Raw genomic sequence first — 25,782 nt, forward strand, 5'->3', positions numbered from 1 at the left:
CATGATGTTTTAAAAAACAGTATTAAACTATATGTTTAAGAATTATTTTGCTAGATTGAGCATCTAAATTTAGATTTATTTATTATCAATAGTATGGATCGTAACTATATTTTCGAGATATGTCAAATCTTCTAGAGGTACAAGGAGCGACAAAGCAATTTGGAAACTTTACAGCACTCCAAAATGTATCTATAGAAGTGCCTCAAGGAAGCATTTTTGGTTTACTTGGTCCCAATGGAGCCGGTAAAACTACTTTGATTAGAATTATAAACCAAATTACACTGCCGGATCATGGAAGTGTCTATTTAGATGGGCAAGCTTTACAACCAATACATATTAAGGATATAGGATATTTGCCAGAAGAAAGAGGTCTGTATAAATCAATGAGAGTAGGAGAACAAGCACTTTATCTTGCCCAACTTAAAGGGTTGAGTAAGGCAGAAGCAAAAAAACGATTACAATACTGGTTTGATAAATTCGATATTACGCATTGGTGGAACAAAAAAATTCAAGAGTTATCAAAAGGAATGGCTCAAAAAGTACAGTTTATCGTTACAGTACTACACAACCCTAAATTATTGATATTTGATGAACCATTCAGCGGTTTTGATCCTATAAATGCAAATATAATTAAAGACGAAATTTTACAACTAAGAGAACAAGGAGCAACGATTATATTTTCTACTCATAGAATGGAAAGTGTAGAAGAATTATGTGATCATATTGCTCTGATTAATAAATCAAAAAAGATACTTGAAGGAAAAGTAACAAATATAAAAAGACAATATAAATCAAATACTTTTGAGATTGGACTTTTGACAGATGACAATGATACAACCCTTTCTGTTCTAAAAGAGAAATTTGAAACTAATATAGCAGACTTCAAGGCAATTGATGATCAGTTAAAAGTTAGGATCACACTAGATAACCAAACATCACCAAATCAACTACTACAATATTTAACTCAAAAAGGTCAAGTGTTACGGTTTAATGAAGTTATCCCGGGAATAAACGAAATATTTATCAAAACTATCAAAGATAATGAGTAATCTAAGGTTGATAATTAAGAGAGAATTTATAGCTCGCGTACGTAACAGAACCTTTATAGTTATGACATTTTTAAGTCCTTTGATTGTTATTGGGATGGTTTCATTAATAGCATGGTTAGCTACTATAAATAGTGAAGGAGTTTATAAAGTAGCATTTGTAGATGAGACAGGTGCTTTTTATAAAGACTTTGTGAATTCTGAAACTACATACTATATCAATTATAGTGACTTATCTTTAGATAAAGCAAAAGATTCTGTTATCATCAAAGAATTTAATGGGTTACTATATATTCCTAATAAAAAAAATAACAGTGAGATTGCTAAGTCAGTTCAGTTCTATGTAGATGAATCTCCAAATATTTCTATTCTAAATGATATCGAAAAGATCATTGCCAATAAATTGACTACTAATAATTTCAAAGAAAAAGGTTTAGATCTTAACGCAATAAGAAGCTCTGAAGCATTGGTAAATATAGAAATAGAAAATTTCTCTGGAGAGAAAACTTCAAAAATGTCGGGGTATATAAAAATGATTTTTGGAGGAGCTGCCGGGTACTTTTTAATGATGTTTATTATCATTTATGGTAATATGGTGATGAGGTCTGTGATTGAAGAAAAATCAAATAGAATTATTGAAATCATTATATCTTCTGTCAAACCCATGCAATTAATGCTGGGCAAGATTTTTGGAACTTCCTTTGCAGGGATTCTACAATTTATCATTTGGGTAATTTTGGGAGGAACTTTGTTATTTACTATTTCCTTTATTTTTGGTGCAGACCCTCAACCATTGTCAATAGAGCCTTCGATTACTGTTCAAGATGATTATCAACAAGACATTCAGTTAATTATTCAAGATATTTTTAAACTTCCATTAGGAATTTTGTTGTCATCATTTCTTGTCTATTTTCTAGGAGGCTACTTTTTATATAGTGCAATATATGCAGCAATAGGAGCAGCAGTTGATAGTGAGACGGATTCTCAACAATTTATGTTACCAGTTATTTTACCACTTATGCTGGGCATTTATGTAGGGTTCTTTTCTGTGATAGAGAATCCACACGGTACAATATCTACTGTTTTTTCTATGATACCTTTGACTTCACCAATTGTAATGTTAATGCGTATTCCATTTGGAGTGCCATGGTGGGAGATATTGATTTCAATTTTATTATTGATAGGAAGTATTATCTTTATTATTTGGTTAGCTGGTAAAATATATAAAGTAGGTATATTAATGTATGGTAAGAAACCCACGTATAAAGAGATATTTAAGTGGATTAAATACTAAAGTAGAGATCTAATGATGCAGGAAGAGATAACAGAACAAGTAAAAACAGTCATCCAAAAAAATGTTTGGGGAACGATACAAGAATTTTTAAGTTATGAGATTTTTCATTTTGGAGATGAGCATCCTATAGTACTGACCGTTGGTTTGTTATTATTTGTAGTCTTTACGCTCTTAATTACTTCTATTCTCCTCAAATTTTTTAGAAAAATTATAACCAAAAAACTCCGTCAGGAAGATCAGAGAAAATTTGAATCTGTTTTTTCGTTTTTAAAATACTTTGTTTATTTTATTGTTTTTTTTGGAACTTTAGACGGAATTGGCTTTAATATCAACGCAATATTTGCCGCGTCAGCTGCTTTGTTGGTTGGTGTTGGTTTAGCACTACAAACCTTTATTCAAGATATTTTATCAGGAATATTTATTTTTTTAGACAAAACAGTTCATGTAGGTGATATTATAGAACTTGAGGATAAAGTAGGTAGAGTAGAAGAAATAAAACTTAGAACAACACGGGCTGTAACTATAGATAACAAAGTATTGATCATTCCCAATCATAAATATATGTCGTCTTCTCTTTATAATTGGACCCAAAATGGTACAATAACAAGAGAATCTGTTAGTGTAGGAGTTGCTTATGGTAGTGATACACAATTAGTAAAAGAACTATTGATCAAAGCAGCATTATCAAATGAACACGTTTTAAAAATACCTGAACCATTAGTGCTTTTTACTGATTTTGCAGATAGTTCCTTAAATTTTAAACTTATTTTTAGCATCAATGACAGCTTTCAGGGGGCTATACCGAAAAGTGAAATTCGATTTGAAATTGATCGTCTATTTAGAGAACACAATATTAATATTCCTTTCCCACAAAGGGTAGTTACTATGACAAAAGAATAATATAAATATGTAGAAAAGGAATAATATCCCCCAAATGATGAAGAAAAAAAACGTAATCTTAATATGTATCTTACTTTGTATTTTTTTTAAAATAAGGTCTCAGGATACAGATTTAGCAAGGATAGAATACGCATACATCCCCCAGTCAGGCAGCGACAATGTATATAGCCGTTTTAGGGCATCGTTTAATTATCCAATAAAATTGAAGGAAGAAGGATCTTATTTGGTGATTTCTCCACAATATAGATATAATAATCTGAAAATTGAAGATGGTTTATTATTTGAAGAGTCAGGAGATCTTAATGCTTTTCATACAATAGGTCTAGAATTAGGATATACGTTCAAATTAAAAAACAATTGGCGGTTTGGAGCAAAGTTAGGAGGAGCAATATCTTCAAATTTTGAAGGGTCAGGTCTAGAAGCAGATGATCTTAGATATGCAGGGTCATTATATTTTGTAAAAAGTTATAAAGGTAAAAACTTACCAAAAACATCACGTCTAGTCATAGGTTTGCGATATGCAATACCGGCAAGTATTAATTTTCCGCTCCCAATTATAAACTATTATAAACGATTTCATCCAAGTTGGTCATACTCTGTAGGTACACCAAAATCAAGTATTAAATATTTTTTTAACGAAAAAAATACAATACAGACATTCGTTAGTTTAGATAATTTTTATGGTAATTTACAGAATAACAGAACATTTATAGATAGAGATGGGCAAACAAAAATAGCAGAAAATGCATCAATGCTTACTATTAATGCAGCAGTAGGATATGAATATTATTTTACGGAACACTTATTGCTCTATACATATGCAGGATATACGTTAAGTAATGAAATTCGATTACGAGATAATAATCAAGAGAATGTATTGATCATAAATGATAATAATACATTTTATTTTCGTAGCGGAATAAAACTAAAGATATAATGGCAAAAATATTAGTAATAGAAGACGAATCAGCAATTCGAAGAGTATTAGTCAAAATTCTATCAGAAGAAAATAGTAAATATGAAGTTTTTGAAGCCGAAGATGGCTTGGTTGGTATAGAAAAGATAAAATCTGATGATTTTGATCTTATATTATGCGATATCAAAATGCCAAAAATGGATGGGGTAGAAGTATTAGAAGCAGTAAAAAAACTAAAACCAGAAATTCCAATCGTTATGATATCTGGTCATGGTGATCTCGATACTGCTGTAAATACAATGCGATTAGGAGCTTTTGATTATATCTCAAAACCACCGGATTTAAATCGTTTGTTGAATACTGTTCGTAATGCCTTGGATCGAAAAGAATTGGTAGTAGAAAACAAAATGCTTAAGAAAAAAGTCTCAAAAAACTATGAGATGATCGGTGAGTCTAAAGCAATTACGGATATAAAATCTATTATCGAAAAAGTAGCAGCAACAGATGCAAGAGTTCTAATTACCGGACCTAATGGAACGGGTAAAGAGTTAGTGGCACACTGGATACATCAAAAAAGTGATCGCTCAAAAGGAGCTATGATAGAGGTCAATTGTGCTGCTATCCCCAGTGAATTAATAGAAAGTGAACTTTTTGGGCATGTAAAAGGAGCTTTTACATCTGCTAATAAAGATAGAGCAGGAAAATTTGAAGCAGCCAACGGTGGAACAATTTTTTTAGATGAAATTGGAGATATGAGTCTTTCTGCCCAAGCAAAAGTTTTGAGAGCTTTGCAAGAAAATAAAATTCAGCGAGTAGGAAGCGATAAAGATATAAAAGTAGATGTTAGAGTTGTAGCAGCGACCAATAAAGACCTGAAAAAAGAAATTGCAGACAATAAATTTAGAGAAGATTTGTATCATAGATTGGCTGTAATACTCGTCAAAGTTCCACCTCTTAATGATAGAAGAGGAGATATCCCAATGTTGATAGAATATTTTGCTAAGAAAATTTCGGATGAACAAGGTTCGCCAACCAAAAAATTCTCTGCTAAAGCAGTCAAACAATTACAACAATATGATTGGACCGGTAATATTAGAGAGTTGCGTAATGTTGTTGAAAGACTTATAATTTTAGGTGGTAAAGAGGTAAGTGAAGAAGATGTTAAACTTTTTGCAGCAAAATAATATTCGCTACGAATACTACCTTATTTGTAATCGATAGGTGCTACTTTGCGACAAAGTTGTTATATCCTTTTATGTAATGAAAAAACTTTTATTTCTATTCTTATTGTCATATTCTATTTTTTCTTCTGCTCAATATGATCCCGGAGCGACCAATTATGGTTTGGTAGCCATCAAAAGTTTTGGTTTGGATAGCGAGGTAGGACTAGGGGCAAGAGTAGAATATGCATTTAATTGTTATACGACTTTTATGGGTGAGTATAATCGTGCATTTGCTGTCGAAAGCAATGATGATTATAAAGGATTTAATGAACTAGCTTTGGGAGTAAATCTAATTCTCTTTAATTGGTATCCAACAACAATTACTGCCGGGATGGGGTATATCGGTAATGATTCTGATTTTTTTGAAGAAATAGAAGACGATGCCTTTTTAGGCATCAGATCAGGAAACTTTAATCATGGCGCGCAAATAAAAATCAGAGCATTACATCAAGTATCTATTCCGATACATATTTTTGCAGAGCTCAATCTAAAAAGCCTAGGAAGAAGATACGATACTTTTTTAATTGGATTTAGCTATGATTTTTATGCTAGATAGGTACAATAACTTTTATCTTTTTTTAGAAAAAAAACAGTTCATACTCTCAAAAACCTCCTTTTTTTAAAGGATAATATTTTTTGATAGATACTACTTTTATGCAACCTCTAAGTAAAACTTTAGTATCTTTCAGAAGATAACACAAATCTTAGTCATGAAAAAAATAGACTACAAAGACTTCAGGGTAAAAGAAAATATAGATTTATCAAAAATTCCAACAAAAATTGATCTCGACGCAAGCGAAAAAAAGATAGAAAAAGAGTTAGAAGAGGTTAGAGAAAAATTAGGAAAACTTCAAGATACCCTATATGCACATGGTAAATACGCTGTTTTGGTCTGTTTACAAGGTATGGATACAGCAGGCAAAGATAGCTTGATCAGAGAAGTATTCAAGGATTTTAATACCAGAGGGATTATCGTTCATAGTTTTAAAGTACCCACTCCTCTTGAGCTTGGCCATGATTATCTATGGCGTCATTATATAGCATTGCCACAACGTGGTAAATTTGGAGTATTTAATAGAACTCATTACGAAAATGTTTTAGTCACAAGAGTACATCCACAATATATTATGGGCGAGAATATTCCCGCAATACATACAGTAGATGATATTAATGACGCATTTTGGGAAAAAAGATTTGAACAAATACGTAATTTTGAACAACATATTGCTGATAATGGTACATTGATCTATAAATTCTATTTGCATTTATCCAAAGAAGAACAAAAATATAGATTATTAAGAAGATTAGAGAATAAAGAAAAAAATTGGAAGTTCTCGGCTGGTGATCTCAAAGAACGAAAACTCTGGTCAAAATATCAGGAATGCTATCAAGATGCGATCAACAAAACGTCGTTGCCTCATGCGCCTTGGTATGTTATTCCGGCAGATGATAAACCTACTGCCAGATATATTGTGGCAAGAACATTGTATGATACATTAAAAGAGTACAAGGATATAGAAGAACCAGAATTAGATGAAGAAACCAAAGCAAATTTAGATTTATACAAACAACAATTAGAAAGCGAGTAAAAAGAATTCATATTATAATGATAAGAAACATATTCATCATTTTTTTTGTAGCAATATCGATTAGTTGTGTTGCGCAAAACTCTCAAAAAGAAGATTCGACTGTATTGAAGAAGATATATAATGCTTCTTTGCTAAAAGGTAAAAGTTATGAATGGTTAGACTACCTTTCAAATCAGATAGGAGGCAGATTATCAGGTTCTATAAATGCTCAAAAGGCTGTAGAATGGGCAGAAAAAGAGTTAAAAAAGCTTGAACTTGATCGTGTAAAACTACAATCGGTAATGGTTCCCAAATGGACTAGGGGAGTAACTGAATTTGCATATATAGAAACCGAACCAGGCAATACTACCAATGTGCCAATTTGTGCTTTAGGAGGTTCTGTACCCACTCCCATAGGAGGTATCAAAGCTCCTGTGATAGAAGTAAAATCACTAGACGAACTTAAGGATATCGAAGCGGATAAAATCAAAGGCAAGATTATATTTTATAATCGACCTATGCAAGCTGATCTCATTAATACTTTTGAAGCGTATGGCGGATGTGTAGATCAAAGATACTCTGGGGCAGCAGAAGCTGCAAAATATGGTGCTGTTGGGGTAATAGTGCGTTCTATGAATCTAAGGTTAGATGATTTACCGCATACAGGAGCGATGAGTTATGGTAATTTAAAAGATAAAGATAAAATACCTGCAGCTGCTATAAGTACAAACGGAGCAGACTTATTAAGTTCTATGTTAACGTTAAATCCTGATATCAAATTTCACATTAATATGAACTGCCGTACATGGAAAGACGTAAAATCATATAACGTTATTGGTGAGATCAAAGGGAGTACATATCCAAATGAATATATGATTGTTGGTGGGCATCTAGATTCGTGGGATTTAGGAGATGGTGCACATGATGATGGGGCGGGAGTTGTACAATCCATGGAAGTTTTGAGACTTTTTAAAGAAATAGGATACAAGCCCAAAAGATCTATTAGAGTAGTACTCTTTATGAACGAAGAGAATGGTTTACGAGGAGGTAAAAAATATGCAAAAGTAGCTAGAGAAAAAGGAGAAAACCACATTTTTGCATTAGAAAGCGATGCAGGAGGATTTACTCCAAGAGGTTTTTCTTTTGACTGTAGTGATGCCAATTTTAATCAAGTGCAAAGTTGGAAAACTCTTTTTGAACCCTATTTGATACATCAATTTATCAAAGGAGGAAGCGGAGCAGATATAAGTCCTCTTAAAAAGAATAATATTGTTTTGGCTGGACTAAGACCAGATTCACAACGATATTTTGTTCATCATCACGCCAAAAATGACACTTTTGATGCCATAAACAAGAGAGAACTAGAACTTGGTGCTGCTACTATGGCTAGTTTGGTATATCTTTTTGATAAATATGGAGTAAAGTAGAATTTAAAATACGTACATAGATAATAACCAAAGTATTCCAAAATCAATTGAAATTGAATAATTTCTACAGAAAATAGTGGAAACTATTTTGTATATAAGACATAGTTTTGATCGTAATTAAACAAACCAAAATTATGATCTTAACAGTGCAATTTGACCGTTTTAAAGAGAAGTTATTTTTTTTGACATTTATCCTATTAGTCATGTTCATGTCCGTAGGTTGTGATAATCTAGAGGATAGAACAAAATACCTAACAGGATCAGATGTTATAATTTGGCAAGATAACTCTAGCTTTCATATCAAAGACAATGAAGATATGACAGGGCGAATAAACCTGTCTCAAGGCCAATTGAGTATTACCGTATGGGGATTTCCTCCTAAATCAACTATTAATATTGGTACAGAAACAGGTATTGTTAATGCAGAAGGTTATGCGAGCATCGAAACAATGGTAGATGAGTTTTACGGTGTAATCTCTACTAAGAATCTTAATTCGCCAAAACTAGATGATTTATTTTTTTATATTAAAACTCAGAAAGAAGAAGATATCAAAGTAAAACTTCCTGCAACATCGGTATATGGTATTGATAAATATTTAGCACAAATTGTAAATGGTCCCATTCTATTTGAGGGAGAAGAACCAAAAGAATCTTCTATTCAAAGTATTTATTGTCATTTGGGTATAAGTAGTAATAGCATATTTGGTAATGCACCTACTTTAAAAGATATTGATGCTATAGCTGTGTTAGAGCAAAAAAGAAGTACCATAAATCGTGTCTGTGATGGTTATGTTGATAAAGCCGGAAAAAACAACACACTCATTATTTTTTTAAATGAAATTACGATCAAAGTTTTCAATAGAAGAACTGGTAAATTAATCACTTCGAAACGTTTTGAATCTTTTGATGATTGTCCCAGTAGTTACTTTGCTATGAATTCTAATGATAATAAAAGAGATTCTTCAATACCAAAAAAGGAAATTTCAAGATGGTTGAATAGTCTAAGAAAATAAGTAATGCTATATTAGTTTTTGTTCAATAATCGAGATTTTGATATTATTAAAAGAGAATACATTAGATTGTGGTGGTGCTATTATGGTTAATTTGATATATCTTTTTGGTAGATACGTAGTAAAATGAAATTATATTACATACTTTAGTTACAAGAATTTTTATTCTATATTTTTTGTTTTACAATTTTTTAAAAGTATTTAATCAAATATAAATTATGAAAAAGATTACTCGAATGCTGACAAATATTTGTTCTAATGATCTCATTAAGAGTAAAGATTTTTATACAAAATTATTCGATTTTGAAGTTGGTTATGATAGTGATTGGTTCATTCATCTTGTTTCAAAAGATAAAAAAATAGAACTAGGAATTATTGATCAAACTAATGAAATAGTACCAAAAGATTTTCAAAATCCTCCACAGGGGTTTTATATTACTTTTGTCGTTGATAACGTTGATGAGGTATTTGAAATTGCAACATCAGAGAATTTTGATATTGTTAGAGAGCCCGAAGATACGTTCTATGGACAACGTAGATTATTACTCAAAGACCCAAATGGAGCTTTAGTCGATATTTCTTCACCAATTCAAGGATTTACTTCTTAAAAGAATAGTGATGTATGAATACATTACTATGAACTGCTTTTCAATAAAAATGCACCAAATCATATGACAAGAATATCCAATCATATGAAAATGAACTAAATCATGTAAAATGGGCGAAATCATATAATTCTAGACACTGTTGTTTAGAACAAATTATTTTGATTTCAAAAAATTAAAATCCATATTTATATTGTACCGGATATTTTTTAGTTTGTTTGGGTTCTAATACCTTTGCGTCTTCAACTTTATAAAATGATCAACCAATACACCAAAGAATTTCAGTATAATCTAAAGCTGGCAGCACCTGTTATGATGGGTATGATAGGGCATACGCTGGTTGCTCTTGTAGATAATATTATGGTGGGGCAGTTAGGTACAGCAGAGTTGGCAGCAGTATCGCTTGGTAACAGTTTTATGTTTATTGCAATGTCTCTAGGGATCGGTTTTTCTACGGCCATAACACCTCTGGTTGCAGAAGCAGATGGTGAAAATAATTTTGAGAGTGGAAAATCATCGTTCAAACATGGACTATTTTTATGCACAACCCTTGGGATTTTATTGTTTCTGATCATTCTATTGGCAAAACCTTTGATGTATTTTATGCAGCAACCTGTTGAGGTTGTAGAATTAGCCATGCCCTATTTGGATTTGGTTGCTTTTTCTTTAATACCATTGATTATTTTTCAAGCTTTTAAGCAGTTTTCAGATGGGTTATCTATGACAAAATATCCGATGTATGCAACATTGATAGCAAATGTGGTTAATGTCATCTTAAATTACCTTTTAATTTTTGGGAAATTCGGTTTCCCACAAATGGGTATTGTAGGAGCTGCTGTAGGTACTTTGGCCTCAAGATTTGTAATGGTCATATTTTTATGGATACTATTGAAAAAAAATAATAAGTCAACAGCATACGTGACAAAAATTAAACTTTTTGTATTAGAAAATAAGATGTTGAAAAAAATCATCGCTTTGGGTTTTCCTTCTGCATTACAAATGTTTTTTGAGGTAGCTATTTTTACAGCAGCGATATGGTTATCAGGTATTTTAGGAAAAAATCCACAAGCGGCTAACCAAATAGCATTGAATCTTTCTTCTATGACCTTTATGGTAGCAATGGGATTAAGTGTCGCTGCAATGGTTCGGGTAGGAAACCAAAAAGGGCTTCAAAAATTTAAAGATTTAAGAAGAATAGCGCAATCAATCTTTTTGCTGTCTTTTTTAATAGCAACTGTATTCGCATTGATATTTATTTTGTGTAATCAATTACTTCCTAAAATTTATTTGGATGTAGATGATGTAGAAAACCTTGTGGATAACTCTGAGGTTATCAGTATTGCAGCCAAATTGCTTATTATAGCCGCATTGTTTCAAGTATCGGATGCAGTACAGGTAACAGTTTTAGGAGCTTTAAGAGGGTTGCAAGATGTCAAAATCCCAACATTGATTACATTTTTTGCCTATTGGATCATAGGTTTTCCTATTAGTTATTATTTAGGATTATATACAGAGTATAAGAGTTCTGGTATTTGGATTGGACTGTTGGCGGGACTTACTGCCTCGGCTTTACTATTGTATCTTAGATTTAATAAATTGACGAAAGAATTGATTAATAAAAATTAAACTTTTCAATAAAAAAGCAGCTCAAGAATACGTTTGCAAGCCCAAATTCGTTAATTGGGTATTAACTAATAATTAACTATCTTTCCAAAAAAACAAATTACAAAATGAAAGTCCCAAATTCTAAATTTTGTGTTTTGCTATTGTTTTTATGTGTAGCAATTGTACAAAATAGTAACAGTCAGGATTTTACTCATAGTAGAACACAAAATCTGATTCCTAATCCAAGTTTTGAAAATGTAAATGCGAGTATAAAACGCTTAGATATGGAAATGCAGAATTTTGGAATCATCAAAGACTGGAAACCTGCAATCAATACTCCTGATGTTTATCACCCTGCATTAGATAATATAAGATTTATTCATAGATCACCTAATTTTCTAAAACAGTTCGGGCAACAAACCCCTAAAACAGGAGAAGGTAAAGTTGGAATGTATATTGCTGGAGGCGCCTACAAAGAAGGTATAACAGCGCAACTGAAAAATCCTTTGAAAGCAGGAAGATATTATTATTTTCATATGTATGTTTCATTAGGTGAAGGGATATCTAATTCTTGTACCTCCTCTATAGGTTCATATTTTAGTGCGAGAAACCCAAAATTTACAATTACATCAAAATATCCGTTACATATCTCGTCGACCAAAATGGTTTGTGATACTAAACAGTGGGTAAAAGTTTGTGGTGTTTATAAAGCAAGAGGAACAGAAAAGTATATTTCTTTAGGTTATTTTGGAGATAGCCCAAGAGGAAAATCTGTAAAAGGCGGCGGCTTTGATACAGCCTATTATTTTGTAGATGATGTTTTGTTGATGGAAATGAGAGACCCAAAAAACCTTGTAGCTGATCAAGTATGTAATATGGCATTAAAATTTTCTCCGGTAGAGTTTCTAATTGGAGAAAGTGAAGCATACAAAGAAATCCAGAAGATATTAGACTCTTATATTCAATATGTAAAAATATTTAAGGTAAATAAAGTTAAAATTATTGGGCATGCCGATGATGCCGGTTCCGCTTTTGAAAATGAAATTATGTCTTCTATGCGCGCTATTAATGTTAAAAATTATTTTATAGAGCAAGGTATAGATGAATCTTTGATCGAGATTGAAGCAGTTGGAGATACAGAGCCTATTGTTACCAAAGATTCTGATCTTGATCCAGATTCTAATAATAGAGTAGAAATCAAAATAGAATAAAAGGAAGATATTAATGTTCTGATTTACTCTAAAAAGATAGTATCTTTGAGGCTTTGTAATTTTAAGCGTTAATTATGAGTTTTCCTAAATTTTTATTAGGTGATAACACAGACTACCCAGATGCCATATTTGTTATCCATACAGAGTTTCCGAGATGTATTATAAATCTGGCAAATGATGATGTAGAATGGTTAGAAGAATTTGATAAAAATGAAGAGAACGAATTATTAGAAGAAACGAAACAATTGTTTGAAGCTGCTAATGATTTTTATGATAGAGAGATCGAACGTTATGAAGCGTAAATAGAACAAAAAACGTATGGAAGAAATCATACAATTAGATAAAGAACTTTTTTTATATCTGAATAATCTTGGGAATTCTTCCTGGGATGGATTTTGGTTATTTATGACCGAAAAATTCTATCAAATACCTTTATACCTTATACTTCTTATCTTTTTTTATAAACATTTTGGCATCAGAGGGACTATAATAACTTTGATTACCGTGGCGTTATTAATAACAGCTACTGATCAATTATCAAATTTGTTTAAAAATGTACTTTTTATGAGGCCAAGGCCTTGTAGAGCAGATGGTGTAGCAGAGTTTACACGTTTTATTGCAGAGCGTTGTGGTAGACATGGCTATTTTTCAGGGCATGCAGCAAGTTCTATGGCGTTGGCATTTTTTACAGGATTATCCTTGCAAAAACACCTGAAGTATATTTTTCCTTTCATGGTAGTTTGGTCAATAATAGTAAGCTATAGTAGGATTTATGTTGGGGTTCATTATCCGGGAGATGTTATTACCGGTATGGCTTTTGGGATTCTTCTTGGAACATTAGCGTATAAACTTCATGGGGTTTTAGTCAAAAAGTATGGCAAAGTTGTTTAAAAATCGTTCTTGATTTTACTCATCTATTTTGTCTTTTGAAACCTGCATAAGATATTATTTTTTGTTAAAACATGATAAATATCATTTTCTACTAGAAACAGTGTTATTATTATTATAAAATATATCGCATATTTTTTGATATGTTTAAGTTTTATTCCAAAATGAACCAAATGATTAAAAATATATATATACTATTTATATTCATATTTATAAGTCAATTTTATGAAGAATGTTATAGTCAAACAACTATTAGTACTATTGTTGATATCGAAAAAGTTATAGAATTGAAAGCGAATGACAAAGAACAGCAAGAAATGCTTATTAATTTTAAAAATAAATATAAAGCAGACAAACGCATTTCAGTAGAGGAGTTTCAAAATCACTATGAACTAATAGTGAGTCATGAAGGAAAAAGCGGTTATACAGGAGGAGCAGAAGGATATACAATGGACAAAAAAACTGGAAAAATAGAAATGATATGGCATGAGTCTCCTATGAAATTACCAGAAAAGAAAATTAGAAAAATACATCTCTAGGTTTTATTTATTTTTTCCAAATCGTTTCTTTTTTTTCTTTTTGCTAAAAAGCCTTTTTAAAAAACCATCTCTCTTTTCGGGTTTGCAGTTTAGATCTGCCAAAACATTTTCAGGTGTTTTTTCAAATGTACTTTTAGTAATAGGATCAAAAGTGGTATCCTGATTCATTTTTTGATATAACTTAGCAAAAATAGGTAATGCAGTATTTGCTCCTTGTCCCAGAGCGGTAGTTTTAAATCCAATGTTATAATTATCGTTACCCACCCAAGTCACTGTAACTAGTTTTGGAGTAATGCCTATAAACCAACCATCTTTATTGTCTTGAGTTGTTCCTGTTTTTCCTGCAATATCATTTGTAAGCTTATAGGTAGTCCTTAATCTAGCAGCTGTACCTGTATTGATAGTTGATTTCATCATTTCTAAAAGAACCTGTCTTGTGTAATCACTAAATGCTGCTTGATCTGATATTTGAGGTGTAAAAGAGGCTATAATATTTCCTTTTTTATCTTCGATCTTTGAAATGTAATATGGCGCTACGCTTTTTCCCAGATTTACATAACTTGCATAAGCTCCTGCAAGCTCTTTAATCTTTATTCCATCGGTTCCAAGAGCCATAGCTGGTTTTTCAGAAAGCGTAGCAGTTATTCCTAACTTTTTTACTTGATCTACAACTTTTGGAATTCCAACTTTATTAAGCACTTTTACAGCAATGGTATTTACAGAAGAACTTAAAGCTTTTTCCAAAGTATAATTTAGGTGCGGATCTTCTTCTTTTGATGAGTTTTTTGGAGTCCAGTTATTTAAATCGGTATAGGTTATCTCTTTTGTAGAGAAATATGAGCATGGCTTGATACCATTTTCAATAGCGGTGGTATATACAAAAGGTTTGAAGGTAGATCCTACTTGTCTTGTGCTTTGCGATACGTGATCGTATTTAAAATAACGATAGTCGATGCCTCCCAAATAAGCTTTTACAGCGCCCGAAGAGGGTTCTATGGCAATCATTCCCATATTTAAAAATTTGAGGTAGTGCTGTAAACTATCGATAGAAGACATTTTTTTAGAAATGTTCTTATTCCATCCAAATACTTCTGTGTCTTTTTTCTTGTTAAGAGAGTCTTTGATTTGATCTTCTGTTAATCCTTCTGAGATATATTTTTTATAGATATCGAGTTCTTTAATGGCTTTATCAATAAGCTCTAGATTATTTTTCCATGGAGTATTAGTTCCAAAAGATCTCTCATATTCCTTTTGTAACGCCTTCATCTGTTCTTTCATCGCTTCTTCTGCCAGAGATTGCATTTTGTGGTCTAAAGTGGTATGAATAATTAAACCGTCTTTATAGATATCATAAGGACTACCGTCTGGTTTTGAATATTTTTTTAGAATTTGATTTAATTCTTTTTTTACCTCTTCTCTAAAATAGGGAGCTAATCCTTGGTCATGATTAAAATATTGATAATCTAACTGAATACTTTGATTCATAGTTTGATTCGCTTTATGATCACTTATATACTCATATTTTGCCATTTGTTTTAATACTACATCTCTCCTTAGTTGGCTTCTTTCAGGAAATAATCTTGGATTATAACTATGGTTAGCTTTTAGAGTTCCAATAAGTGTTGCGGCTTCGGATAGTGTAAGTTGACTAGTTGATGTATTGAAAAATTTCTGAGCTGCACTTTCTATTCCGTAGGTATTATCAGAAAAAGGTACTGTATTAAGATACAGCACAAGAATATCTTTTTTAGAATAAATATCTTCAATTCTTTCAGCAACAAAGGATTCTTTAAGTTTATTGATAACTGTGCTCAATATGGGATATTTTTTTCTTCCGAAGAGATTTTTGGCTAATTGCAATGTAATTGTACTGCCTCCTCCCGAGGATTTGTCCTGCAAAAGAATCGTTTTGAAAAATACACGTAATAAACTTGTGTTATCTACTCCATCATGTTCATAAAACCTAACATCTTCTGTGGCGATAAGAGCATCAATGAGATGCTGGGGTAAGTCATTATAAGTAATGGGTTGTCTGTCATAGATATAATATTTTCCTATCAGATGACCACTATCGTCTAATAGTTGAGTCGCTTCAGCTTGTTTTAGGGCACTTAATTCTTCTTTTGTCGGTAATTTCCCCCAAAAACCTAAATAAATGCTTGCATAAAAGCCAAGCCCCCAACAAAAAAATATTAGTAAACCTAAAAGTGGCCATTTGACCCACCATTTTCGTATTATTTGCTTTATCATAGTCCCAATCTTGACATGATAACGTCTTAAACGTAAAAATATTAAGTTATTTATGTTTAATGTTGTTTTTGAAGTCTCTTATAAATAAAATGATCATAACCACCATAAGTAATGAGAATGGAAGCGAAGTAATGATCAATAATTTTTGCATGGCAATCAGTACATTAATATCTTCTTTTGCATTTCCTAACAGAATGATACCTATAGAAAAGATAAGTAAAATAATACTCCATAAAATACGATGTTTTTTTGAAGGAATTTGTTTTCCATTATCTGTAAACATACTCAATACAAAAATTGCTGAATCTAATGAAGTGACCAAAAAACTAATCAATAATATGATCGTTAATGTATTAATGAATCCTTGTATGGGATAATTTTCAAAAAATATAAATATAGAAGTGAATACATTATCAAACTGATCTTGATAAGTACCTAAATCATTAATGATGTCAAAGGCAGATTGTCCAAATGTGGTAAACCAAAAGAATGTTCCCAATGATGGAACAAGCAGTACTCCTATTATAATTTCTCGTAGTGTTCTACCTTTAGAAATACGGGCAATAAAGATTCCGGTAAAGGGAGCCCAGGCTAACCAGAATGCCCAATAATAATATGTCCAATCGGTTAAAAAAGTTTCTCCCGGATTATAAGCTCCATAAGCAATACTCAACGGAATAAAATCAATGATATAATGATAGGTAGCAGTAAAGAACTGTGTGAATATAGCTGGGATATTACTTTGAAAAAGTACAAACAAAAGTAAACCGATCGTAATGTATATATTCCAGGTAGAGATAATTTTGATTCCTTTATTAACACCTCTATAAACAGATATAAATGCTAAAAATGATATTAAAGTTAATATCAAAATTATTCCTGTGATGCCAAAGTCTATTTTTAGGACATGATTAAGTCCTCCTTCTATTTGAGTTGTACCTAATCCTATCGCGGCTACCAAACCGAAAACGGTAGTTAAAATAGCTAAAATATCGATTCCTCCAAAGATTATCTTTTTGGCTTTTGTAGACGGAATAAAGTTTTCTAAAGAAGAGAAAGCACTGCTAGAGAGTACCTTTTTTGATTTTACAAATAAGTAATATCCTATTGTTATTGCAAATATGGCATAAAAAGCCCATGCAGTAAATCCCCATTGATAGAAAGTGTATTCTAGAGCAATAGTAGTATTATCAATTGAGGTTTGTATGGGAGGATTACGCATCATAAAAACAGGCTCTTGCACAGCTCTTAACAATATTCCTGCTCCCATCCCTGCACTGTATAGCATTGATATCCATGCTAATCTTGAAAAATCAGGTCTATCTGTTACTTTTCCTAATTTGAGCTTACCCCATTTTGATATTGCAAGAATGATGAGTAATAAAACACAGATTAAGCCTAACCATAAGTAAAATCTACCAAATTTTTGACGAATAAATACTGAAAACTCTTCTATTTGAGTATAGGTTTGGAGGGTAAAGAGATATAAAAAAAAGGAGAAAAAAAGTAATATTCCAAGAGAGAAGGATAGTAAAGCGTTTTTCTTATTGAAGAACTTCATAACATCAGTTTGATTATAAATGTCTTAAAAACTTTCGAATAATGATACCTAAAGAAAGCAAAAAATTAATTGATTTTTTAAGGTTGATTTTTCAAAAGTTTCATTTTTTTTAGCTAGACTTGTAATAACAAATTACTCAGTGAAATTATACTTTATCTAAATTAATAATGAATAGATATGATGTTTAGAACTAATATCTAATACCTTAATAAATAGAGCTAAACCGGTCGATTTTTCAAGACTTTGGAGAACGTATTAACACAACTAAACACTAAACTTATATTCTTATGAAAAGAGTAATTGTTGACTACAAAAAGCTTAATAAAGATATTTTGAATCTACTCGTAGAAAAATTTCCTGATGGTTATGCAGATAAAGACATAATTACATTCAAGAATCAACACAACGAGATAATTGAGGCGGTAGAAGTCAGAACTGAAGAAACTATTTACTTGGTTAAAATAAGTAAAAGACTTGCTGACACAATGCAGAATTTTGAAGATGATAACTCAAATGACGATGTGCCTGCGGGAGTGAGTCAAGATCAGATAGGAAATATCGAAGAATAATGATAAGACAGAGTTATTAATGATTTTACTGATCTTTCTGTAAGTTCAGAAGGTATCTTGCTGCCGTAAAAGGTGTTATCTTATGTTGTTGTACAGCTTCTATTTGCTCGTCTAGGGTACTTTTTACCTTTGGGTGATTGTAGAAGTTACTTTTTAGTTGTTCTTCTATAGTTTGTAATAACCAATATTGATTTTGTTGAATCCTGTTCTTTTCAAAAAAGCCACTTTTTGAAGTAATGTCTACATATTTTAAAATAATATTCCATATTTCTTGGATACCTTTATTTTCTAGAGCACTACATGTAAGCACTTCTGGAGACCAATTATTTTGACCCAGTGGATAAAGGTGTAATGCTTTTTGAAATTGGTTTTTGGCTTTTCTGGCACGTATTTCGTTATCTCCATCTGCTTTATTAATAACAATAGCATCTGCCATTTCAATGATCCCTCTTTTTATACCTTGTAACTCGTCTCCTGCACCTGCTAGTTTTAATAATAAAAAGAAATCTACCATGCTATGTACAGCGGTTTCACTTTGTCCTACTCCAACAGTTTCTATAATAATAACATCATATCCAGCGGCTTCACAAAGTATAATAGACTCTCTTGTTTTTTGAGCTACCCCTCCAAGAGATTTGCCGGATGGAGATGGGCGTATAAAAGCTTTTGGAGATTTTACCAGAGACTCCATACGAGTTTTATCCCCCAAAATACTTCCTTTTGAAATGGTGCTGCTAGGATCTACAGCCAATACAGCAACCTTTTTACCCTTTTCTATTAAGGTATTTCCTAATGCTTCGATGAATGTACTTTTACCAACTCCTGGTACACCTGTTATACCGATGCGAAGTGATTGATTTGCATGAGGCAGGCATTTTTCGACAAGTTGTTGTGATTTTTGAATATGATTAGGTTGGGTACTTTCTATCAAAGTAATTCCTTTACTTAAGGATGTAGTATCAGAAGTCAATATGGATTCAAATAATTTCTCAACATTTATATTTTTTTGTTGTAATTGTTTAAACCGATTAATTGCTTTATGGTTTGTACTCAAAGGTACTTTTATAGAATCTTTGTTATTATTTTTCAAATCCTTGGACACAATAATGCTTTATGACAAATTTAGGTATTACTTTTAAGGGAGATATCATGTTTGTATATCAAAATAAAAACATGAATGCTTCAATACAATTCATAGTTGACCTTATTGTATTTTGATAGGAATAGCTATTGCTGTTCTATCCCAAGAGAGGTACATAATGGTAAAATCTTTTGCATTTTCAAAATATATAGAAAATTGTTCTTTTTCATTAAGTAAAGGCATAGTAGGAACTTCTATTGTGAGAACATCATATTGATCGTCTTTTTTTGGAGAGCCATCCATATTAACTCCCCATCCATATGTTTTGCTGTTAAAAATAACCTTCCAGGAATTGGGATTTGGGATTGTCCAAAGTGTATAAGTTCCTGCTTTAAGTTTGGTACCATCGATAAGTAAATCCTTATTTGTAGTAAATGTAGTCGCTTCATTAGCTCCAGTCCTCCAAACTTTGTTATAAGGGACAAGTTTACCAAAGATTTCTCTTCCTTTTTTGTACGGACGATTATAAAAGACTGAAAAAGTAGCTTCGTTTGAAGTGTGTGTTATTGTTTCTTCAGGACTATGTCTTTTGGTAAGTTGTTTTAAAATAAATGTTCCTGTAAAACCAATAACTATCAATCCGATGATGATAATTATAATTCTTTTCAAAAGTTTAGGCATATCCTGAGGTTTTTGAGATCAATAAATTTTGTTTAGAAATTCTAAAGGTAAAGCTACTACTTTTTTATGCTATTTGTTTGTAATTTTTTGATTGTTCATATAGACAAAGTAAATGATATTCAATTATAAGTCGATGGATCTGTGTATATACTTAAAGTTTATATAAATTAATTGTTTCAAATATTTGTATTTCAGTGTTTTATTGTTTTGTTATAATTTTTATCAATAATTTTGCAACAGCAAAATTGTATTCACGTCTTTATAGACAAATACTTAAATTAATTTAATATCACTAACCATAAAGTATAAGGGAGTTTGTTACAAAGCGAGCTAATAGAACAGTGTAGGACTAATGATCGTAGAGCACAGATGAAGCTTTATAATAAGTACTGTGATGCTATGTATTACGTTGCGTTGAGGTTTCTTAAGGACCCTTTTGAGGCAGAAGAAGCTATGCAAGAATCTTTTATTAAAGCCTTTACTAGACTTCATCAGTTTACAGGAGATGTAACATTTGGAGCTTGGCTTAAACGCATCGTTATTAATAAAAGTATTGATATGCTTAAAGCAAAAAAAATGAATATGGTTGCTATAAATGAACAGGTATTGACTACAGTAGAAGAGCAAAATGACTGGTCTGTATCTGATTCTGTAACCGTAGAAGAAGTAAAGAAAGCAATTGAAAAATTACCTGAAAAATATAGATATGCAGTCATGTTATTTTTGATAGAAGGATATGATCATAATGAGATTAGCGAAGTATTAGGGATAACACCTGTTTCCTCAAGAACTTTAGTACATAGAGGGAAAAAACAACTGCAAGAACAATTAAAACATTTGAGAGATGGCACAGGATATTAGAGAGCTTCTTAAACAAGACAAGCAATTACCTTCTGAAAGAATCAGAGAAGGGCATGAGGCTCGTTTTATGGCCAGATTGGAGCAAGATCTACCAGACAAGCCTAAGAGAATTTTTAATTACAAATGGCTCAAAGTAGCAGCAAGTATTGTTGTAATATTCTCGGTTTCTATGCTCGCTTTTAATCAGTTTAATGCAAACTCTGATCCAGCGATAGTTGATGTTGTGAAAGATGAACTTCCTGTAAAAAATTCTTCGGTAATTTTAGAAAAACAATCTTCTCCTTTGGCAGAAATTTCTCCGGAGTATGAACAATATGAAAGTAGTATTCTAACAAGTATCAAATTTCAATTATCTCAAATCACTATAGATGATACCAACAAAGAACTGGTTGAAAGTTTTATGAGTAGATTGGATAATCTTGATAAGGAGTACCAAAAACTTAATAAAGAATTGATAGAAGTAGGGCCTAATGTACAAAGTGTAGAAGCTATGATGGAGAACCTGACGATGAGGCTATCACTTCTAAATAGATTAAAAGACAAACTAAAAGAATTGGAAAGTATTGAAAATGAAAATTATCATGAGATACAAGCATAATATTGCTGTATATAGCTTATTTCTAAGTTGTGCAAGTCTCTTTGCTCAGGAAAAACATTTTAAGCTCAATGAAAAGCTAGATGTTGATGATGAAGTCACTGTAAATTTGAATACAAGTCATACCAACATTGTTTTTGAAACTTGGAATAAGAATACAATACAAGTAGAAGCATATCTCGAAGGAGACCTGTCAGATGAAAATAGTAAACTGGTTTTAGATAGTTGGCAAGTCAATATATCTGGAGATGATCAGCAAATTACAATTAATTCGAGAGCTGGTAACTTATGGAAAAAAAGTATATCTGTAAACAAAAATATAGACATACAACAACTTAGAATGTTAAGTCCTATGATAAGTGATATGTTAGGGCCTATGATGGAAAATATAGCAAAAAATCCAATGCCAAGCGCACTATCAAAGCAACAATCTAATGTAAACTATGGAAAGAATAGTTCCTCTAATGGAGAAGAAAAGTATGTACAACAATGGGAGAATCAAATTAGAGAAAAATTTGGAAATGGAACTACAGACCAAAAATGGAATAAAGAATTAAATAACAGTCAACAAATAAAACCATCGAATACTGCTGAAGTTAATTTGAATACTTGGGCAAGACAGCAATATGGTAAAGAAATGCATGCTTGGGCATCACAATTAATTAGTGACTTTCAAAAACAACAAGGTCAGGGAACAGCCGATGTTACAGTATATCAATATACATCTACCAGAACAAATACTGGTAATACCAGTAAAGTCATAAAGGTAAAAATGCCTAAAAAAGCAAAGCTAAGACTTAATATACGTCATGGGGATGTAAAACTGCCTGATTATGCAAATAATGTAATAGCTTCTTTATCGCATACAAAACTTTCTGCCAATACTATCGAAGGAAATCAAACCTTTATTAAAGTATCTTATTCACCAGTATTTGTAAAGCAATGGAATAATGGGAGATTGGTGGTGAATTATGTGAAAAATTGTAGAATTCAAAATGCAGATAACCTACTGGTTAATGCAGACTCTAGTAATATTTTTGTGCAACAACTCAATAAAAACGGTGCAATATCAGGAAGCTTCGGAATGATAACAATAGCCAATTTAGGAGAGTCATTCTCTACTTTAGATCTGGCAGTTAAGAATAGTGATTTTAAATTAAAATTGCCCAAAACAGCTCTGAACCTTTCTTATAGTGGAGCTCAAAGTATTATTTCGTTACCGAAAACATTAAAAATAAATACAAGAAAGAATTTTGGAAATGTATTTGTTAATGGTTTCCAATATACGCGCAGTACAGATAAAATGATAACGATAAATGCCAAGTTTAGTGAAGTTGTACTTGATAATTAATTAAAAATAAAAAGAAAAAGATAGTTTTTTTCATAGTAATGTAGTGTTAATTATAAGAAAGCTCTATTAGTTTACAAAATGCTAATAGGGCTTTTTTAGTATCATATTATTGTCAATTTACAGACAAAATCTAACTAAAAATTTTCAAAATAATTATTCTAAAGTTTAAAAGACATCTTCTTTTGGTCTGATAAACTATGTTGTTTGTCTATGATTTTCAATGTTTTAAGTTTTTAAATAATTAAAAATCAGTTGTTTAACATTAAATATAGATAAATTTAACATTTTTTGTGTCATTTGTCGAAAATCGGCTTCATTTGATCTAAAAGTCTGATTTTTACTTTGTTCGGTATAAATTTAGTAATATCATTGTATGGTAAAACCGTAGGAAGTAAGGAGTAAATTATTACCATAAAAACATAATTAAAATGAAGTCAATCATTTATATTTTCATCTTTTTAATATTTTTAGATATCAATGCTAATGATGCAAACGATCAGCTTAATGTTGAAATGGAAGGATTGGTTGTTGTAGTACTTGATTTTGAAGAGGGAGACAAAATCAAATTGTTTGAAGTAGAAACAGGAGATCATATTTTATCAAAAACACATGGTGAGGTTGATTTAAGTCAATTGCCTGTAGGATCTTATTTATTAGAAAATAGTCAAGGACAATCTATTATAATCGATCGATTAGAAGAAGAAATTAATATTGAAGGTATCTCAGAAGAGTTAGTAAACAACGAATTTATCGTACAACATGATAGTAAAAGAGTATACTTAAATAACGAGATTGATGTTAATCAAGAGTTTGCAAGTTATTATCAAAACTCTGAAACTAACCTTCTACAAATAGAAAGAAACGGTAATATTGTTACTGTTAGCAATTTTGAAGAAGGAGATAAGATTAAATTATTTGAAATTAAAAATACAGTTCATATCCTTTCTAAAACATCAAATTATGTAGACCTGAGTCAATTACCAATAGGAGTTTATGTTTTAGAAAATAATAAAGGAGAGTCAGTAGTTATAGAAAAGTTTGCTGATGATAATGACCTTATTGCTGATATGTAAGAACCAATAATGTATAGAATATAGTAAATTGCCTTTTGAGGATTCTCAAAAGGCAATTTTATTTAATTAAGGATTTTTATCCAGATTTTTTGTCATATAAAAACCTGTAAATAATCCTGCTCCAGCCATTAAAAATATTGTGCCAGGATAGGCAACTTCTTCATCAACTCCAATAACTCGATCTAATATCCCCGCAAGAAATATTCCGATACCTATACCCATCAATACCAATGAAAGGTTTAAAATAAGAACTTTCCATATGGGAGTGACTTTTCTATTCTTATTACTATAAAAAATAGAGGCGTCTGCTCCTTTCTCAATTAGAGCCATTCGTTCTTTATTTCTTGCTGAAATATATAAATAATAAATGCCAAAGAACATTCCGAATATGGCTGGAATAACAATTACTTCTGATCCCATTTTTTAATTTTTAATGATTAATACTGTTCGTTTTTTAGTTAAGACGATGATCTTTTTACTCCGGTTACAAAAAAGAGTAAAAAATAATATGTAACCGAAATAATAAAGATGTCGTCTAATTGATAAATGGATCATCAAACCGACCAATATTATATTACAAAAACACTTAAAGGTGAAATAAATGCTTTTTCTACTCTTGTAGAACGGTATCAAACGTTTGTATATACAATTGCCTATAGAGTTGTTAAGAATAAAGAAATAGCCGAAGAAGTTGCTCAAGATAGCTTTGTGAAAGCTTATGAGTCCCTAAATACATATAGAGAAGAAGCTAAGTTTTCTACATGGTTATATACTATTGTTTATAGAAAAAGTCTAGATATAATTAAAGCCGGAAAAAAGAAAATGATTTTTGAAAGTCTAGGAGAAATACAAGAAAATAAAATTTCGTTCATTGATGATGCACTATATCAACTTCAAGTAAAAGAAAGAAAAAAAGTAATCTCAGATAGTATCATGAAGCTTCAAGAAGATGAAGCAATCATAATTACGTTATATTATTTCGAAGAAAAAAATATAAGAGAAATAGCCGCTATAATTGATTTAACATTAGATAATGTAAAAATAAAGCTATATAGAAGTAGAAAAAAGTTATATTCAATATTGAAACATTATCTCTCGCCAGAAATTTGTGATAAAAATGGAAGAGCAATATAAAAACATTAAACGCCTTATAAGAGAAACAGGTCTAGAGACACCCTCATATAATTTTACAAATAAGGTAATGAATAAGATCGCCGTATTAGAAACTCATAAACAATCAAAACCTACGGCCTTAATATCAAGACAAAAATGGGTAGTTATTATTTTAATTTTTATAGCCTTGTTTTTTGGTGCATTACTAGTACCAAATACAAGTAATAAAATTTTTAGTATGATTGACTTTTCATTTTTTAATATAATACGAATCAAAAACGTATTTCCAAAATTGATTTTTTCTCATACAACCATTTACGGAATTTCATTTTTATGCATTTTATTCTTTGTTCAATTAATTATGTTAAAGAGAAGAATAGATAAAAGATTTTCAGTCTGAAAATATGAGATTCAA

Annotated in this window: 27 protein-coding genes; 22 read left to right on the forward strand and 5 right to left on the reverse strand. The window is 31.2% G+C overall.

Features of this window, described 5'->3' with window-relative positions:
- Positions 1-119 precede the first annotated feature (119 nt).
- From FHK87_RS17270 to FHK87_RS17340, 15 genes are all read left to right on the forward strand, one after another.
- Positions 120-1,049, forward strand: a complete 930-nt coding sequence (locus FHK87_RS17270) for an ABC transporter ATP-binding protein (protein WP_140595014.1) — start codon at positions 120-122, stop codon at positions 1,047-1,049.
- Entirely contained in the window at positions 1,042-2,340 is a 1,299-nt protein-coding gene (locus FHK87_RS17275) for an ABC transporter permease (protein WP_140595015.1), read from the forward strand. The genes FHK87_RS17270 and FHK87_RS17275 overlap by 8 nt, the downstream gene beginning before the upstream one ends.
- Before the next feature lie 12 nt (positions 2,341-2,352).
- Positions 2,353-3,240, forward strand: coding sequence for a mechanosensitive ion channel family protein (locus tag FHK87_RS17280; protein WP_317133553.1), 888 nt, complete (start codon positions 2,353-2,355; stop codon positions 3,238-3,240).
- A gap of 34 nt (positions 3,241-3,274) precedes the next feature.
- Positions 3,275-4,177 carry a DUF6268 family outer membrane beta-barrel protein gene (locus tag FHK87_RS17285; RefSeq protein ID WP_226294302.1) on the forward strand — a complete coding sequence of 301 codons (903 nt, stop codon included), beginning with the start codon at positions 3,275-3,277 and terminating at the stop codon, positions 4,175-4,177.
- The gene (locus FHK87_RS17290) at positions 4,177-5,340 is read left to right on the forward strand and encodes a sigma-54-dependent transcriptional regulator (RefSeq protein WP_140595016.1); all 1,164 of its coding nucleotides are present in this window, start codon (positions 4,177-4,179) and stop codon (positions 5,338-5,340) included. Before FHK87_RS17285 ends, FHK87_RS17290 begins: the two co-directional genes overlap by 1 nt.
- A 76-nt stretch (positions 5,341-5,416) precedes the next feature.
- Positions 5,417-5,935 carry a hypothetical protein gene (locus tag FHK87_RS17295; RefSeq protein WP_140595017.1) on the forward strand — a complete coding sequence of 173 codons (519 nt, stop codon included), beginning with the start codon at positions 5,417-5,419 and terminating at the stop codon, positions 5,933-5,935.
- A 154-nt stretch (positions 5,936-6,089) separates the two neighbouring features.
- Positions 6,090-6,968, forward strand: coding sequence for a PPK2 family polyphosphate kinase (locus FHK87_RS17300; RefSeq protein ID WP_140595018.1), 879 nt, complete (start codon positions 6,090-6,092; stop codon positions 6,966-6,968).
- Positions 6,969-6,985: 17 nt separating this feature from the next.
- Positions 6,986-8,374, forward strand: coding sequence for a M20/M25/M40 family metallo-hydrolase (locus tag FHK87_RS17305; protein ID WP_140595019.1), 1,389 nt, complete (start codon positions 6,986-6,988; stop codon positions 8,372-8,374).
- A 134-nt stretch (positions 8,375-8,508) separates the two neighbouring features.
- Entirely contained in the window at positions 8,509-9,387 is an 879-nt protein-coding gene (locus FHK87_RS17310) for a hypothetical protein (protein ID WP_140595020.1), read from the forward strand.
- 215 nt (positions 9,388-9,602) lie between these two features.
- Positions 9,603-9,992 (forward strand): VOC family protein, encoded by a 390-nt coding sequence (locus FHK87_RS17315; protein ID WP_140595021.1) that lies wholly within the window; start codon positions 9,603-9,605, stop codon positions 9,990-9,992.
- A 252-nt stretch (positions 9,993-10,244) separates the two neighbouring features.
- Complete coding sequence (locus FHK87_RS17320) at positions 10,245-11,615, forward strand: MATE family efflux transporter (RefSeq protein WP_140595022.1); 1,371 nt, start codon at positions 10,245-10,247, stop codon at positions 11,613-11,615.
- Between the two features lie 104 nt (positions 11,616-11,719).
- Positions 11,720-12,805, forward strand: a complete 1,086-nt coding sequence (locus FHK87_RS17325) for an OmpA family protein (RefSeq protein WP_140595023.1) — start codon at positions 11,720-11,722, stop codon at positions 12,803-12,805.
- Positions 12,806-12,879: 74 nt separating this feature from the next.
- The gene (locus tag FHK87_RS17330; RefSeq protein WP_226294303.1) at positions 12,880-13,107 is read left to right on the forward strand and encodes a hypothetical protein; all 228 of its coding nucleotides are present in this window, start codon (positions 12,880-12,882) and stop codon (positions 13,105-13,107) included.
- Positions 13,108-13,123: 16 nt separating this feature from the next.
- Complete coding sequence (locus FHK87_RS17335) at positions 13,124-13,696, forward strand: phosphatase PAP2 family protein (protein WP_140595025.1); 573 nt, start codon at positions 13,124-13,126, stop codon at positions 13,694-13,696.
- Between the two features lie 170 nt (positions 13,697-13,866).
- Entirely contained in the window at positions 13,867-14,232 is a 366-nt protein-coding gene (locus FHK87_RS17340; RefSeq protein ID WP_140595026.1) for a hypothetical protein, read from the forward strand.
- A gap of 3 nt (positions 14,233-14,235) precedes the next feature.
- Here FHK87_RS17340 and FHK87_RS17345 read toward each other — a convergent pair whose 3' ends face one another.
- Positions 14,236-16,482, reverse strand: a complete 2,247-nt coding sequence (locus tag FHK87_RS17345; protein ID WP_140595027.1) for a transglycosylase domain-containing protein — start codon at positions 16,480-16,482, stop codon at positions 14,236-14,238.
- Between the two features lie 46 nt (positions 16,483-16,528).
- Positions 16,529-18,043: a BCCT family transporter gene (locus FHK87_RS17350; protein WP_140595028.1), complete on the reverse strand. Its 1,515-nt coding sequence runs from the start codon at positions 18,041-18,043 to the stop codon at positions 16,529-16,531.
- 287 nt (positions 18,044-18,330) lie between these two features.
- On the opposite strand from FHK87_RS17350, the gene FHK87_RS17355 reads away from it, so the two are divergent.
- On the forward strand, positions 18,331-18,612 hold the full coding sequence (locus FHK87_RS17355) for a hypothetical protein (RefSeq protein ID WP_140595029.1): 282 nt from the start codon (positions 18,331-18,333) through the stop codon (positions 18,610-18,612).
- 25 nt (positions 18,613-18,637) lie between these two features.
- Here the strand turns inward: FHK87_RS17355 and meaB are convergent, their stop codons facing one another.
- Positions 18,638-19,714 carry a methylmalonyl Co-A mutase-associated GTPase MeaB gene (meaB, locus tag FHK87_RS17360; protein WP_394344934.1) on the reverse strand — a complete coding sequence of 359 codons (1,077 nt, stop codon included), beginning with the start codon at positions 19,712-19,714 and terminating at the stop codon, positions 18,638-18,640.
- A 102-nt stretch (positions 19,715-19,816) separates the two neighbouring features.
- Complete coding sequence (locus tag FHK87_RS17365; protein ID WP_140595031.1) at positions 19,817-20,374, reverse strand: DUF2911 domain-containing protein; 558 nt, start codon at positions 20,372-20,374, stop codon at positions 19,817-19,819.
- A gap of 369 nt (positions 20,375-20,743) precedes the next feature.
- Between FHK87_RS17365 and FHK87_RS17370 the strand changes: the two genes are divergently transcribed.
- The 4 genes from FHK87_RS17370 to FHK87_RS17385 all read left to right on the forward strand — a co-directional run bounded on the left by FHK87_RS17370 (position 20,744) and on the right by FHK87_RS17385 (position 24,254).
- Positions 20,744-21,235, forward strand: coding sequence for an RNA polymerase sigma factor (locus FHK87_RS17370; RefSeq protein WP_140595032.1), 492 nt, complete (start codon positions 20,744-20,746; stop codon positions 21,233-21,235).
- Positions 21,219-21,833, forward strand: a complete 615-nt coding sequence (locus tag FHK87_RS17375) for a hypothetical protein (RefSeq protein WP_140595033.1) — start codon at positions 21,219-21,221, stop codon at positions 21,831-21,833. The genes FHK87_RS17370 and FHK87_RS17375 overlap by 17 nt, the downstream gene beginning before the upstream one ends.
- Positions 21,817-23,181, forward strand: coding sequence for a hypothetical protein (locus tag FHK87_RS17380; RefSeq protein WP_140595034.1), 1,365 nt, complete (start codon positions 21,817-21,819; stop codon positions 23,179-23,181). Before FHK87_RS17375 ends, FHK87_RS17380 begins: the two co-directional genes overlap by 17 nt.
- Positions 23,182-23,609: 428 nt before the next feature.
- Positions 23,610-24,254 (forward strand): hypothetical protein, encoded by a 645-nt coding sequence (locus FHK87_RS17385; RefSeq protein ID WP_140595035.1) that lies wholly within the window; start codon positions 23,610-23,612, stop codon positions 24,252-24,254.
- A gap of 66 nt (positions 24,255-24,320) precedes the next feature.
- Here FHK87_RS17385 and FHK87_RS17390 read toward each other — a convergent pair whose 3' ends face one another.
- Positions 24,321-24,674: a DUF6249 domain-containing protein gene (locus FHK87_RS17390; protein ID WP_140595036.1), complete on the reverse strand. Its 354-nt coding sequence runs from the start codon at positions 24,672-24,674 to the stop codon at positions 24,321-24,323.
- 126 nt (positions 24,675-24,800) lie between these two features.
- On the opposite strand from FHK87_RS17390, the gene FHK87_RS17395 reads away from it, so the two are divergent.
- Both FHK87_RS17395 and FHK87_RS17400 read left to right on the forward strand, forming a co-directional pair.
- Positions 24,801-25,388, forward strand: coding sequence for an RNA polymerase sigma factor (locus FHK87_RS17395; protein WP_140595037.1), 588 nt, complete (start codon positions 24,801-24,803; stop codon positions 25,386-25,388).
- Positions 25,372-25,767, forward strand: a complete 396-nt coding sequence (locus FHK87_RS17400) for a hypothetical protein (protein WP_140595038.1) — start codon at positions 25,372-25,374, stop codon at positions 25,765-25,767. Before FHK87_RS17395 ends, FHK87_RS17400 begins: the two co-directional genes overlap by 17 nt.
- Positions 25,768-25,782 lie beyond the last annotated feature (15 nt).

Source organism: Aquimarina algicola, assembly GCF_006443095.1.
Lineage (GTDB): Bacteria > Bacteroidota > Bacteroidia > Flavobacteriales > Flavobacteriaceae > Aquimarina > Aquimarina algicola.